The sequence below is a fragment of the Stenotrophomonas sp. SORGH_AS_0321 genome (assembly GCF_031453215.1).
Classification (GTDB): domain Bacteria; phylum Pseudomonadota; class Gammaproteobacteria; order Xanthomonadales; family Xanthomonadaceae; genus Stenotrophomonas; species Stenotrophomonas chelatiphaga.
Genome location: NZ_JAVIZG010000001.1, coordinates 3,345,970 through 3,358,791, shown reverse-complemented (window position 1 = coordinate 3,358,791; position 12,822 = coordinate 3,345,970). Strand labels below are relative to the sequence as shown.

Below are 12,822 nucleotides of genomic sequence, written 5' to 3'. Positions count from 1 at the left end.
CCGCGCCTTTCGATGATCGCCGCGCTGGACCGCAGCCGCGGTATCGGCCAGGGCAACCAGCTGCCCTGGCACCTGCCGGACGACCTGAAGCATTTCAAGGCGCTGACACTGGGCAAGCCGGTGCTGATGGGGCGCAGGACCGCCGAATCGCTGGGTCGCGCGCTGCCCGGACGGACCAACCTGGTGCTGACCCGCCGTGGCCAGGTGCCGTTCGACGGTATGCGCGCGGTGGCATCGCTGGACCAGGCGCTGGCGATCTGCCGCGCGGAAGCCGCAGAAGAACTGTGCGTGATCGGCGGCGGCGAGATCTACCGCCTGCTGATGGAGCATGCCAGCGACCTGTACCTGACCTGGGTGGACACCGAGGTACCGGCCGATACGCATTTCCCGGCCGTCGATGAAGCCCTGTGGCAGCAGGCGGACAGCCAGCCGCATGCGGCCGATGCGCGGCATCCGTTCGCGTTCCGCTTCGTGCACTACACCCGCCGCTGACGGCGGGTGCGGCGGTCATTCCGCCGTGGGCGGACTGCCTGCACCACCGCCGCCGTTGCCGCGACCACGACCGCGCCGACGGCGGGGTCCACGCGTACGCGTCTCGCCGCCTGCCGGCTGCCCGCCGGGCTGCGCCTGTGTCTGTGCCTGCGGCCTGGGCTGTGCGGCCTGCTGGCCTTCCGGGCGTGGCTTCGGCGCACGCGGCGCGGGCCGTGCACTGGCAACCGGCGCGGGCACGTCGCGACCGGGCACCTGCACCACACGCAGTTCGTCGGTATCCAGCTGCAGGGCGGTCAACTTGCCGCCCCACACCGCCCCGGTATCGATGGCATGCACGCCCTGGGTGATGGTCAGCCCGAGCGCTGACCAGTGGCCGCACACGACCTTGAGGTCACGCTCGACCCGGCCCGGTACTTCGAACCAGGGGTAGAGCCCCTGTTCCTGGGTGCCCGGCGTGCCTTTGTCTTCGATGCCGATGCGCCCGCGTGCGGTGCAATAGCGCATGCGGGTGAAGAAGTTGATGATCGCCCGCGAGCGGTCGTAGCCGGTCAGGTTCGGCGCCCAGATCGGCTTGTCGCCGTACATGTTGCGCAGCAGCTTGCGGTAGCCGTTGCCGTGCAGCTGCTGCTCGACTTCGCGCGCGTGCTTTTCGGCCATCTGGGTGGTCCACTTCGGCGCCATGCCGGCATGCACCATCATCCAGCCCAGTTCGCGGTCGGCATGCACCAGCTTCTGCATGCGCAGCCAGTCCAGCAGCACGTCGCGGTCTTCGGCGGTGACCACGCGCAGCAGGTCCGGGTTGACCTTGCGCTGTTCTTCTTCGCTGCGCGAACCCACCGCGAGCAGCGACAGGTCATGGTTGCCCAGCACCACCACACTGTGGTCGCGCAGCGAATGCACCAGCCGCAGCGTTTCCAGTGACTGGCCGCCGCGGTTCACCAGATCGCCGGCAAACCACAGCGTGTCCTGCGCCGGATCGAAACGGATCTTTTCCAGCAACCGCTGGGTAACGTCATAGCAACCCTGCAGGTCGCCGATAGCCCACACGCTCATGGCCTGGCCTCCGTGTCAGTGCAGGGTTCGGGGAATGGTCAGCACGAACGGCGCGATGTCGGCGGCGAACTCGGTGCCGTCGTCGGCCACCATGTCGTAGTGCCCCTGCATCGTGCCGTGCTCCGTACCGAGCATGACACCGGAGGTGTAACGGAAGTCTTCACCGGGACGCAGCCGCGGCTGCTCGCCGACCACCCCATCGCCGTCGACATGCTCCACCCGGCCTTCGGCATCGGTGATGCGCCAGTGGCGTGCCACCAGGCGGGCCGCGACCCGGCCGCTGTTGCGGATGCGGATGGTATAGGCGAAGGCGAAGCGTCCGTCTTCGGGAGCGGACTGGTCATCGAGGAAGCGCGGAGCCACTTCCACGTCCATGGCGTACTGGTCGTCGTGCATCTTGGCAGTGTAATCAGCTTGCATTGGCCAAGGCGACGAATTCCGCCACCTCCAGCTGTTCGGCACGGGCATCCGGACGCACGCCGGCAGCGGCGAACTGTTCGGCGCTGACCACGTTGTTCAGGGCATTGCGCAGGGTCTTGCGGCGCTGGCCGAAGGCGGCCTTGACCACTTCGGCGAAGCGCCTGGCATCGTGGATGCCGACTGTGGACGGATCGCGCGGCACCAGCCGCACCACGGCCGAATCGACCTTTGGCGGCGGCCGGAACGCACCCGGCGGCACCACGAACAGCGAGGTTACTTCGCAGTACGCCTGCAGCATCACGCTGAGGCGGCCGAAGACCTTGCTGCCGGGGCCGGCGGCCATGCGGTCGACGACTTCCTTCTGCAGCATGAAGTGCATGTCGCGGACCACGGCGGCATGGTCCAGCGCATGGAACAGGATCGGCGAGGAGATGTTGTAGGGCAGGTTGCCGACCAGCCGGATCTGTCCGCTTCCCCCATCGGCCTGCGCCAGCGCGGTGAAATCCACCCGCAGCACGTCGCTCTGGATGATGGTCAGCGCGCCCAGTGGCGCGGCGGCGGCGGTCAGCGGTGCGATCAGGTCACGGTCGAACTCGATGACGGTCAGCTCGGGATGCTGGCGCAGCAGCGGCAGGGTGATCGCACCCTGGCCAGGGCCGATCTCCACCAGGCGGTCGCCGGGCTTGGGATTGACCGCGCGCACGATGCTGTCGATGTAGTGGCGGTCGGCCAGGAAGTGCTGGCCCAACTGCTTCTTGGCCGGGGCGGTGAATGCCGTGCCGGAGGGGGAGTACTGGTTCATGCGCTAAGTCTACGTTGCCGGGCCAGTTGCGCACACAGGGTAGCGGCAGCCTGCAGGCTGGAAGGATCGGCGATGCCCCGTCCGGCCAGCTCCAGCGCGGTGCCGTGGTCGACCGCCACGCGCGGATAGGGCAGGCCCAGGGTGAGATTGACCGCCTGTTCGAAACCGGAATACTTCAGCACCGGCAGGCCCTGGTCGTGGTACATCGCCAGCACGCTGTCGAAGCCGGCCAGCTTGGCGGGCAGGAAGGCGGTGTCGGCCGGCAGCGGGCCGATCAGCTGCATCCCTTCGGAGCGCAGCCGCTGCAGCAGCGGGATGATGAGATCGAGCTCTTCGCGGCCCAGGTGGCCGTCTTCCCCGGCATGCGGGTTCAGGCCCAGCACCGCGATGCGCGGATCGGCGAGGCCGAACTCGCGCCGCAGCGCGGCATGCAGGGTGCGCACGGTGTGTTCCAGGCCATCGGCGGTGATCGCATCGGCGACTTCGCGCAGCGGCAGGTGGGTGCTCGCCAGCGCAACGCGCACGATGGGGTTGGCCAGCATCATCACCACCTTGACCCCGGCCTGGTCGGCCAGCAGTTCGGTGGTGCCGCTGTAGGCGATGCCGCCCTGGTTGATCACCGCTTTGTGCACCGGGCCGGTGACCACGCCATCCAGGTGGCCGTCCAGGCACGCTTGGCCGGCTGCCTGCAGCGCCCCGATCACGGCCGCGGCGTTGCGCGGGTCGGCATGGCCGAACCGGCTGGGCACCGCATTGGGAAGGGGGTGCAGGCGCAGATCGCCCGGCACGCGGGCATCGGCATCGGCCGGCAATAGCTGCAGTGGCAGCGACAGCGCGGCGGCGGCGGCCTGCAGGGTATCGGGGTCTGCGAAGGCCAGCAGCCGGCAATCAGTGCGCGGCTGCTGGATCAGGCGGATACACAGTTCCGGACCGATCCCGGCGGGCTCGCCCGGTACCAGGGCGAGCTCGGGGAGCACCGCTCCTGCGAGCTTCGCGCCTGGGAGCATGGCTCAGGACTGCGGCGGGGTGGCGGTGTTTTCCGCCCGGTCACCGCTGCGGAAGCTGACGTAGGCTTCGCCACGCAGTTCGGACAGGAAGCGGTTGTACTCTTCTTCCAGCTTGCGGCGGCCGATGGTTTCACGGACCTGCGCGCGCTGGTTGTCCACGCCGACATCGGTCTGGCGGGTCGCCACGCGCTGCACCACGTGCCAGCCGGCATCGGTGCGGAACGGCTGGCTGATGTTGCCGTCGGTCACGCCTTCGACCTGGCGGCCGAAGTCCGGACCGAACGCATCGACCGGGAACCAGCCCAGATCACCGCCCTGGCCACGGCTGTTGGTGTCTTCGGACGCATCACGGGCCACGGCCTGGAAATCAGCACCACCGGCAATGCGGGCACGCAGGGTGTCGATCTTGGCCTTGGCGGCGGCATCGTTCTGCTGCTCGGTCACGCGCACCAGGATGTGGCGGGCGTGGTATTCGGTGATCGTCTGGCCGGTGGACGCGGCAGCATTGGCATCACGCACTTCCACCAGCTTCAGCAGCTGGAAGCCGCTGGGGCCACGCAGCGGACCGACCACGTCGCCGGCCTTCATGTCCTGCATCACCTGCAGGAAGGCCTGCGGGATCTCGTCCATGGAGCGCCAGCCGAGGTCGCCGCCTTCCAGCGCGTTGGGGCTGTCCGAATAGCGCACGGCCGCCGCGTTGAAGTCCAGTTCGCCCTTGTCCAGCAGCGCCTTGACGCCGTCGGCCTTCTGCTTGCCGGTGGCGATCTGGTTGGCATCGGCGCCATCGGGGGTGGCGATCAGGATATGCGCGAGGTGGTACTGGGTACCGGTGACGGCCTGCTGCTTGATGGCCGCATCCACTTCGCCTTCGCTGACGCTGACGCGGCTCTGCGCATAGCTCTGGCGCAGGCGCTGGACGATGATCTCGTCACGCACCGAACGGCGGAACTCATCGAAATCGATGCCGTCCTGGGCCAGGCGGCCACGCAGCGTGTCCAGGTTGCTGCCGTTCTGCTGGGCGATCGAGTTGATCGCCTGGTTCAGTTCCTGGTCCGAAACCCGGATGCCGCTGCCTTCGGCGCGGGTGACCTGCAGCTTGACCAGCACCAGCCGCTCCAGCACCTGCCGGCTCAGCACATCGTCCGGCGGCAGCTGGTTCTCGCGACCGGCGTACTGGGTCTTGATGTTGGCCAGCGCGCGGTCCAGTTCGCTCTGCAGGATGACGTCTTCGTCGACGACGGCGGCGATGCGATCCAGCGGCTGGGTCTGCTGGGCCAGTACCTGCAAGGGTACGGACGCAGTGGACACCGCCAGCAGGGAGGCGAGTAGGACGGGGAAGGTCTTGGTCATGGGATCAGGTTCGGATCGTAGTCGTCGCGGGTCGCGCCGGTGGTGCTGGGGGGCACGAGATAGAGGTCGTCGCGGTTGTAACCGAGGATAGCACGGCGCAGGGTACGGTCCGTGTTCTGGCCGATGGAGCTCAGGCCCTTCAGCACGAACTCCAGCTGGAAGGAAGTATTCAGCTCGCCTTCGCGGTTGCGGACGTAGCGGCGGGCCAGCGCGCGCACCGCCAGGCAGCAGCTGTCCCACTGCACGCCACCGATGATTTCCAGCGGCTTGCTGTCTTCGATGGAGTAGTAGTAACGGCCGACCACGCTCCAGCGCGGGTTGATCGGGTACAGGAAGGACAGGTCGCCCTGCTTGAGCAGGTTGGTGCCATCGGGGTTGATCCGGTGGCGGTAGGTCAGGTTGACGATGCCGTCGTTGGACATCAGGTAGCGCGCACGCACGCTGGCCAGGTCTTCGCGCTTGTTCTTGGGATCCCACTGGTAGGTGGCGCCCAGGTTCCAGCGGTCGTTGATCATGTAGTTGGTATCGGCGATCCAGGCCGACTTGCCCTGTTCCACCGGGCTGGGATTGCTCGGCAGGGTGACGCGGGAATCGTCGAAGTACAGGATTTGGCCGATGCTGGCCGAGAACCGCTCGCGGCCGCTGGTCTGGTCGATGAAGCGGGTGCTCAGTGCCATCGTCAGCTGGTTGGCATCGTTCTGGCGGTCGGCGCCGGTGTAGCGCGAATCGCGGAACAGCTGGCCCCAGCTGAAAGTGAAGTCACGGGTGTCGAAGACCGGCAGCTCGCTCTGGTCGCGGTACGGGGTGCGCAGGTAGAACAGGCGCGGTTCCAGCGTATGCAGGTAGGGCTTGTCGCCGATGGTGGTCTCGCGGTCGAAGAACATGCCCGCGTCCAGGCTGGCGATCGGCACGCTGCGGTTGGGCGAGGTGTTGCCGCGCAGCTGGTCCGGGGTCGGGTTGGTGATGCCCGCCGCGGCCAGGTTGTTGGCGCGGATGCTGTCGGCCAGGCCCTGTTCCAGGTCGTAGCCGGTGTAGCGCCAGGCCAGCGTCGGGGTGACATACCAGGCCGCGCCACTGAAGGGCATGGTCACGTAGGGCTTGATGTCCAGGCGCGAGCCGCCGAGCACTTCGCGTTCCACGCCATTGCGCACGTACTCGCCGTCGTCATCGATGATCTTGTCGTGGATGTCGTCGTGCACGAAGCGCACCGCTTCGGCATACACGCCTACTTCCAGCCACGGCAGGATCGGCTGGTCCCAGGTGCCGAACAGGCGCGGCTGTCGGTTGTAGGGCAGTGCTTCTTCGGTCAGGGTGTAATCGGTCAGCTGCCAGTAGTCGGCCATCAGGCCGGCGGTCCAGGTTTCCCCGGTGCCGTAGATGCCGGCCTGGCTCTGCAGGTTGGACGCGGTCACGCCCAGCAGCCGGTTGGCGAAATCTTCCAGGTAACGCTCGTCGCTGACCCAGGCCAGCCCGGCACGGGCCTGCCAGTTCGCGTTGAAGTTGTGGTACCCGGTGTATTCGACGCGGCCACGGTCCTTGTCGCGCAGCTCGTCGTTGGGCAGGTAAGCAGTACGCAGCTCACCGCGGCCACCGTCGTACAGGTAGCGGAATTCGTTGTCCAGCATGAAGCCGCGCTTGCTCATGTAGCGCGGGGTCAGCGTGTCGTCGTAGTTCGGCGCCAGGTTGAAGTAGATCGGCTGGGCATAATCGAATCCGTTGCGCCCGGACACGCCCAGCTCCGGATACAGCAGGCCGGTCTGGCGCCGGTCGTCGATCGGGAACTTGAAGTACGGCGCCCACAGCACCGGCACCTTGCCGATGCGCAGCACGGCGTTGCGCGCGGTACCGAAGCCTTCGTCGTTGTCCACTTCGATCTGCGGGGCAGACAGCTTCCAGACCGGTTGGGACGGGTCGCAGGTGGTGTAGGTCGAGCGGTGCATCTGCCCGACCGCACCCTGCAGGTCCACCGATTCGGCGCCACCGTTGCCGCGACGCGACACCAGCTGGTACTGGATGTCGGAGATCTTGTGGGTATCCGCCTCCTGGTTGCCCTCGGCGCGCTTGGCCACCATCCGGATCGACGAATCGGAGTAACGGACATTGCCCTCGGCGGTGTAATTGCCGGTTTCCGTATCGAAGCTCAGGTGATCGGTACCGAGGAACTGGTCACCGCGCTTGAGCGCGACGTTGCCTTGGTACTGCGGCACCGTGGAGGTGCCATACAGCTGGTCGCCCTCGATGTCGGTGGGCTGCTGGGTGCGCGTTTCGGCGGCAGCCTTGTCCGCCGGCGGTGCCTCGCCAAAGGCGGGCAGGACGTCGGTGGCAGGGCACAGACCCCAGTTCGGCGCTTTGTCTTCGGCGAACGCCGGCAGGCAGAGGGCGATACCCAGGGGGAGAGGCAACAGGCGGAGGGCTTTGCGCACGCGTGATGGTTCAGGCGAAAACGATCCGTAGCTTGCCCCATCCATTGCATAGGGGCAATGAAGGCCGCTCACCGGTGGCAGTCGGGGTTCATCAGGCAGCCCCGGCCCGACCCTCCAGCAGGGCCCCTACATGCGCCACGCTGGACTCGGCCAGGGCCTGCAGGTCGTAGCCGCCTTCCAGCATCGAAACCACCCGGCCGCCGCCATGGCGGCGGGCCAGCGCGTGCAGTTCGGCGGTGATCCAGGCGAAGTCTTCTGCTTCCAGCATCAGGTCGGCCTGCGGATCGCGCAGGTGGGCGTCGAAGCCAGCCGACACCAGCAGCAGCTGCGGGCGGAAGTCGTCGATGGCCGGCAGCATCTCGTCGGCCCAGACATTGCGGAAGCGCAGGCTGCCGCTGCCCGGGGGCAGCAGGATGTTCAACAGGTTGCCTGCGCCACGGTCGCGGCGCAGCCCGGAATTCGGGAACAGGCCGGCCTGGTGGGTGCTGTAGTACGCCACCCGGGGATCCAGCTGGAAGATGTCCTGGGTGCCGTTGCCATGGTGGACGTCGAAGTCGACCACGGCGATCCGCTCCAGCCCGTAGCGGTCGCGCGCATGTGCGGCGGCCACCGCGATGTTGTTGAGCAGGCAGAACCCCATGGCGGTGCTGGCGGTGGCGTGGTGGCCGGGCGGGCGCACCGCGCAGAACGCCAGCGGGTCCTCGCCCAGCATCACCGCATCCACCGCGGCGATACCGGCGCCGGCGGCATGCAGGGCGGCGGTGGCCGAACCCGGCGACGTGCGGGTGTCCATGTCGATCTGCCGCAGGTCGGCGGTCTGCGGCTGCAGCACCAGGTCGATCAGTTCGGCATCGTGCACGCGGGCCAGGTCGCCGCGCTTGGCCGAAGGCGCCTGGCGCCAGTCCAACCGTGCCGGGAACGCTGCCTGCAGCGCGTCGAGCACGGCCTGCAGCCGCTTCGGGGATTCGGGGTGGTCCGGACCGGGATCGTGCTGCAGGCAGGAAGGATGGGTGTAGACCAGCATGGGCGCGGGGGATCCGGAAAGGTCAGCCGTGGCGGCGCGAATGCTGCCAGAGTACTTCGCCGGCACCGTTGGCGCGGGCCAGCACGCGGGCCAGCACGAACAGCAGGTCGGAGAGGCGGTTGAGGTAGTGCAGCGCCTGCGGCCGCACCGTTTCAACGCGCGAAAGGGCGACCGTCTCGCGCTCTGCCCGGCGCACGATGGTGCGGGCCAGGTGGCAGCGTGCGGCGGCCTCGCCACCGGCCGGCAGGATGAATTCCTTCAGCATGGGCAGGTCGGCGTTGTAGTGGTCCAGCTGCTGTTCCAGCGCGGTGACATCGGCGTCGGTGATGGCCGCATGGCCGGGAATGCACAGCTCGCCGCCGAGGTCGAACAACTGGTGCTGGAGCCTGGTCAGCAGGGCCTGTACATCGGTGGGCAGGGGCACGGCCAGCAGCACGCCGAGCGCCGAATTGGCCTCGTCGACCGTGCCGAACGCGGCAACCCGCGCATCGTCCTTGCCGACCCGGCTGCCGTCGCCCAGCCCGGTGCTGCCGTCATCGCCGGTACGGGTATAGATGCGTGAAAGCCGGTTGCCCATCCTTGCGCGCCTCAGCCGCGCACGTCGCGCTGGGCCTGGCGCAGCTTGCCGACCTGTTCGACGGCCAGCTGCAGCGCGGCGGCCAGGCCGACGTACAGGGCGGTGGTGCCCAGGTAGGGCATGAACCAATCCGCGTAGTTCTTCAGCCAACCGCCCACGGTGGGGTCGGCCACGTTGCGCGTGGTCCAGTAGAACCCGCCCTGTGCGAACAGGTGGCAGACCGCCACGGCAGCGACCACCAGCGCCACCGCCTTGGCCAGGGTGGACCACTGCGCGCCATGGTAGCCGTGGCCCAGCGCCATGCCGCCGGCCCACATCGCGAAGTAGGCCGGCAGCAGCATCCAGTAACCCGGCGACACGCAGTAGTGCTGCCAGAAATCCAGCCCCAGGTTGTGGATCACGATCCAGTCCACCAGCACCGCCAGCGCCATCAGCAGCGGGAACGCCCAGCGGGTCCAGCTGCGCAGGTAGAAGCCGCCGATGAAGAACACCGCCCAGGACGCATCGGGAATGGCGGCGAAATGGTTCACCCGCGTGGCGGCCATCAACAGCACCAGGCAGGTCAGCACGACGGCACGTTGCAGGGAGGTCGTCATCGGGGTGCACACGGGAGGGTGAACAAACCCCATTCTAGACCGCCTGCAGGCCAGCGCGCAGGGGCGGCAGCCGGGCAGGGGCGGCGGGCGAGCGCGTATCATGGCGACATGAGCGAACGAGTTGATGTCCTGATCATCGGCGGTGGGCTGGTCGGCGCCAGCCTGGCCATTGCGCTGCAGCGCATCGGCCGCAGCGCGTGCCTGCTGGAAGCCACTGCAGGTGGCGCGCTGCCGGCGGTGTTCGACCAGCGCAACCTCAGCTTTGCGGCTGCCACGGTCAACGCACTGACCGCACTGGGCGTGATGCAGAAGCTGTCCAGTGCGCCGGGTCCGATCACCCGCATCCATGTCAGTCGTGCCGGTGACTTCGGCCGCGTGCAGTTGGCGGCAGCCGACTACGGTCGCCCGTGGTTCGGCCAGGTGGTGGTGGGCGCGTGACTTCGGCATGGCGCTGGAGGCGCGGCTGCAGGAGCTGCCGCAGCTGCAGCGGCGGCGTCCGGCGCGCTTCATCGGGCTGGGCGCGGTCATCGATGGCTATCGCCAGGTCCACGTGCAGGATGACCAGGGCGAGCACACGCTGCAGGCGCGACTGGTGGTGGGTGCCGATGGTACCGCCAGCGGGCTGCGCGGCGCGCTGGGGATCGGCGTGGATGAGCATGATTTCCAGCAGACGTTGTTCGTGGCGCGGGTACGCAGCCAACGCGCACCGGATGGCACCGCATGGGAGCGCCTGACCGATACCGGCCCGACTGCTCTGCTGCCGCGCGGCGACCGCCATTTCGGCGTGGTGCACGGGGTGGCCCGCGATGAGGCCGATGCGGTCATGGCGCTGGACGATGCGGCCTGGCTGGCGCGGCTGCAGGCGGCGGTGGGCTGGCGCGCCGGGCGCCTGCTGGAGTCTGGTCCGCGCGCGGCGTATCCGCTGCGCCAGGTGCTGTCGCGTGCGCTGGTGGCCGAGCGTGCGGTGCTGCTCGGCAATGCCGCGCAGACCATCCATCCCCTGGGTGCGCAGGGCTTCAACCTGGGCCTGCGCGATGCGCTGACCCTGGCCGAGCTGCTGGAAACCGAGGGCGATGCCGGTGCCGATGCGCTGCTGCACGCCTACGCGGCGCGGCGCGGGGATGACCGTGCGCAGACCATCGCGTTCTCCGGTGGACTGGCGCGCCTGACCAGCAATGACGCACCGTTGTTGCGGCCACTGCGCAGCCTCGGCCTGCTGGCCACTCAGGCCACGTCGCTGCAGTCGCTGCTGGTCGGCGGTTCGATGGGCTTCCGCGGCGACGTACCGAAATTGTGCCGCGGAGAAGCCGCATGAGCCGCCGCGCACGTACCGATGTGGTGATCGTCGGCGGCGGCGTGGTCGGCGCCACCTGCGCGCTGGCGCTGGCCGATGCCGGCCTGTCGGTGGCCGTGGTCGAAGGCCACGAGCCGGCGTCGTGGCAGGCCGCGCAGCCGGACCTGCGGGTGTTCGCCTTCGCCACTGACAACGTGCAGCTGCTGCAGCGGCTCGGGGTGTGGGAATCGATCACGCGCGGTCGCGCGCATCCCTATCGGCGCATGCAGGTGTGGGATGCCGCCGGTGGCGATGACCTGCTGTTCGACGCGGACCGCTTCGGCCGCAGCGAACTGGGCTGGATCATCGAAAACGGCCTGCTGGTGGATCGGCTGTGGGCGGCCCTGCCGGGCGCCGGGGTCGAGGTGCATTGCCCGGCCCGCGTCGAAGGCATGGAACAGGACGAGCACGGCGTGCGCCTGCGCCTGCAGGACGGGCGCCGCATCGAGGCGGGCCTGGCCATCGCCGCCGATGGCGCCGAATCCACGCTGCGCCAGCTGGCCGGGATCGCCGTGGACCGCCACGATTACCATCAGCGTGGCGTGGTGGCGTACGTGGACAGCGAGCTGCCCAACCAGGCCACGGCATGGCAGCGTTTCCTGCCGGGCGGACCGTTGGCGCTGCTGCCGGTGGCCGAACGACGCAGTTCAATCGTGTGGACCTTGCCGGAAGACGAGGCCGCGCGCGTGCTGCAGCTGGACGAGGCCGCGTTCAACCGCGAACTGACCCGCGCCTTCGGCGGGCGGCTGGGCGCGCTGCAGCTGGCGTCCAGCCGCGCCGCTTTCCCGCTGCGCCGCCAGCTGGCCCGCCATTACGTTGCCGGCCGCGTGCTGGCGCTGGGCGATGCGGCGCACGTGGTGCATCCGCTGGCCGGCCAGGGCGTCAACCTCGGCCTGCGCGACGTGGCCGCGCTGCAGCGCTGGCTGGCGCCGTCGGCGCAGCGGCGTGGCCAGCCGCAGCTTTCACCGCAGCGGCTGCAGCGCTGGGCGCGTGAGCGCCGCAGCGACAACACGATCGCCGCCTACAGCTTCGATGGGATCAACCGGCTGTTCTCCAATGACGAACTGCACCTGACCCTGGCACGCGGCCGCGTGCTGGGTTGCACCGGCAAGCTGTCACCGCTGCTGCAGGTGTTCTGGAAGCGCGCGGCGGGGGTCTGACCGCCGCCTTCGAGGTGGGTGACCACCCGCGTGGTGGTGGGTGTTGACCCGCGTGGTGGGTGACGACCGTTGGTCGTCACAGCTCAACACTCACTCCAGCAACCACCCGGCCAGGTCATCACGATCCAGCTTGCCGCGGCGTTTCACGTCCAGCGAAATGAACTCATCAGCCAGCGATGGATTGGCCTGCGCCTCGTCACGACTGATGTAGCCGTCCGCGTCGACGTCCAGTTCGGCGAAGTGGATCCGGTACTGGCCGGCGGCACTGGACGGCGTCAGCGAACGCACCGTCACCGGCGTCTCGCCCAGCGGCACTCCGATGTCCACGCTGCCGGTCACCCGGCCGGCGGACAGCTCCTGCGCACGCACCACGCCGCCGTCATCGCGCAGCGGCTGGCTCTGCGCGGGGGCGGGACGCGGCTGTTGCGCGACTGCGGCCGCGCTGGCGAGCAGCAGGAGGAAAAAGTAGAGGCGGGGTGACGACGACATCAGCGAACTCCGGACAGTCCAGGCAGCATGCGCGCCGAATCTGAAAGCTGCCATTGCGCGCAGCCGCCATAGTCTCACGAACGCCAATCAGCAGGA

At 68.5% G+C, this 12,822-nt stretch carries 11 protein-coding genes and 2 pseudogenes; 3 read left to right on the top strand and 10 right to left on the bottom strand.

Translation table 11 applies throughout. The features are described from left to right. Positions 1–12 precede the first annotated feature (12 nt). Positions 13–492, top strand: coding sequence for a dihydrofolate reductase (locus QE373_RS15190; RefSeq protein ID WP_309689851.1), 480 nt, complete (start codon positions 13–15; stop codon positions 490–492). A gap of 15 nt (positions 493–507) precedes the next feature. On the opposite strand, the gene QE373_RS15185 is transcribed toward QE373_RS15190, so the two are convergent. The 9 genes and pseudogenes from QE373_RS15185 to QE373_RS15145 all read right to left on the bottom strand — a co-directional run bounded on the left by QE373_RS15185 (position 508) and on the right by QE373_RS15145 (position 9,744). Then, positions 508–1,545: a symmetrical bis(5'-nucleosyl)-tetraphosphatase gene (locus tag QE373_RS15185; protein ID WP_309688015.1), complete on the bottom strand. Its 1,038-nt coding sequence runs from the start codon at positions 1,543–1,545 to the stop codon at positions 508–510. Between the two features lie 15 nt (positions 1,546–1,560). Then, positions 1,561–1,941 carry a Co2+/Mg2+ efflux protein ApaG gene (gene apaG, locus QE373_RS15180; protein ID WP_042614797.1) on the bottom strand — a complete coding sequence of 127 codons (381 nt, stop codon included), beginning with the start codon at positions 1,939–1,941 and terminating at the stop codon, positions 1,561–1,563. 13 nt (positions 1,942–1,954) lie between these two features. Further along, on the bottom strand, positions 1,955–2,767 hold the full coding sequence (gene rsmA / locus QE373_RS15175) for a 16S rRNA (adenine(1518)-N(6)/adenine(1519)-N(6))-dimethyltransferase RsmA (protein WP_309688013.1): 813 nt from the start codon (positions 2,765–2,767) through the stop codon (positions 1,955–1,957). Next, positions 2,764–3,774, bottom strand: coding sequence for a 4-hydroxythreonine-4-phosphate dehydrogenase PdxA (pdxA, locus tag QE373_RS15170; protein ID WP_309688011.1), 1,011 nt, complete (start codon positions 3,772–3,774; stop codon positions 2,764–2,766). Before pdxA ends, rsmA begins: the two co-directional genes overlap by 4 nt. 18 nt (positions 3,775–3,792) lie before the next feature. Next, a pseudogene (locus tag QE373_RS15165) lies at positions 3,793–5,124 on the bottom strand (peptidylprolyl isomerase); the annotation flags it as partial. Then, a complete protein-coding gene (gene lptD / locus QE373_RS15160) occupies positions 5,121–7,547 on the bottom strand; it encodes an LPS-assembly protein LptD (RefSeq protein ID WP_309688009.1) in 2,427 nt (808 codons plus the stop codon). The gene lptD and the pseudogene QE373_RS15165, both read right to left, overlap by 4 nt. 91 nt (positions 7,548–7,638) lie before the next feature. After that, entirely contained in the window at positions 7,639–8,571 is a 933-nt protein-coding gene (locus QE373_RS15155) for a histone deacetylase family protein (protein WP_309688007.1), read from the bottom strand. A gap of 22 nt (positions 8,572–8,593) precedes the next feature. Next, the gene (locus tag QE373_RS15150; RefSeq protein ID WP_309688004.1) at positions 8,594–9,148 is read right to left on the bottom strand and encodes a cob(I)yrinic acid a,c-diamide adenosyltransferase; all 555 of its coding nucleotides are present in this window, start codon (positions 9,146–9,148) and stop codon (positions 8,594–8,596) included. 11 nt (positions 9,149–9,159) lie between these two features. Continuing rightward, positions 9,160–9,744 carry a hypothetical protein gene (locus QE373_RS15145; RefSeq protein ID WP_309688000.1) on the bottom strand — a complete coding sequence of 195 codons (585 nt, stop codon included), beginning with the start codon at positions 9,742–9,744 and terminating at the stop codon, positions 9,160–9,162. A gap of 108 nt (positions 9,745–9,852) precedes the next feature. Here QE373_RS15145 and ubiH point away from each other — a divergent pair. Next, positions 9,853–11,059: pseudogene (gene ubiH, locus QE373_RS15140) on the top strand (2-octaprenyl-6-methoxyphenyl hydroxylase). Then, on the top strand, positions 11,056–12,237 hold the full coding sequence (locus tag QE373_RS15135; protein WP_057687293.1) for a UbiH/UbiF family hydroxylase: 1,182 nt from the start codon (positions 11,056–11,058) through the stop codon (positions 12,235–12,237). The pseudogene ubiH and the gene QE373_RS15135 overlap by 4 nt, the downstream one beginning before the upstream one ends. Positions 12,238–12,327: 90 nt before the next feature. Here the strand turns inward: QE373_RS15135 and QE373_RS15130 are convergent, their stop codons facing one another. Then, the gene (locus tag QE373_RS15130; protein ID WP_309687997.1) at positions 12,328–12,726 is read right to left on the bottom strand and encodes an EF-hand domain-containing protein; all 399 of its coding nucleotides are present in this window, start codon (positions 12,724–12,726) and stop codon (positions 12,328–12,330) included. Positions 12,727–12,822 lie beyond the last annotated feature (96 nt).

Excerpts from the sequence above, each read along its gene's own strand:
- QE373_RS15190 (WP_309689851.1), top strand. The coding sequence starts at position 13 with ATGATCGCCGCGCTGGACCGCAGCCGCGGTATCGGCCAGGGCAACCAG.
- QE373_RS15185 (WP_309688015.1), bottom strand. The coding sequence starts at position 1,545 with ATGAGCGTGTGGGCTATCGGCGACCTGCAGGGTTGCTATGACGTTACC.
- apaG (WP_042614797.1), bottom strand. The coding sequence starts at position 1,941 with ATGCACGACGACCAGTACGCCATGGACGTGGAAGTGGCTCCGCGCTTC.
- rsmA (WP_309688013.1), bottom strand. The coding sequence starts at position 2,767 with ATGAACCAGTACTCCCCCTCCGGCACGGCATTCACCGCCCCGGCCAAG.
- pdxA (WP_309688011.1), bottom strand. The coding sequence starts at position 3,774 with ATGCTCCCAGGCGCGAAGCTCGCAGGAGCGGTGCTCCCCGAGCTCGCC.
- QE373_RS15155 (WP_309688007.1), bottom strand. The coding sequence starts at position 8,571 with ATGCTGGTCTACACCCATCCTTCCTGCCTGCAGCACGATCCCGGTCCG.
- QE373_RS15150 (WP_309688004.1), bottom strand. The coding sequence starts at position 9,148 with ATGGGCAACCGGCTTTCACGCATCTATACCCGTACCGGCGATGACGGC.
- QE373_RS15145 (WP_309688000.1), bottom strand. The coding sequence starts at position 9,744 with ATGACGACCTCCCTGCAACGTGCCGTCGTGCTGACCTGCCTGGTGCTG.
- QE373_RS15135 (WP_057687293.1), top strand. The coding sequence starts at position 11,056 with ATGAGCCGCCGCGCACGTACCGATGTGGTGATCGTCGGCGGCGGCGTG.
- QE373_RS15130 (WP_309687997.1), bottom strand. The coding sequence starts at position 12,726 with ATGTCGTCGTCACCCCGCCTCTACTTTTTCCTCCTGCTGCTCGCCAGC.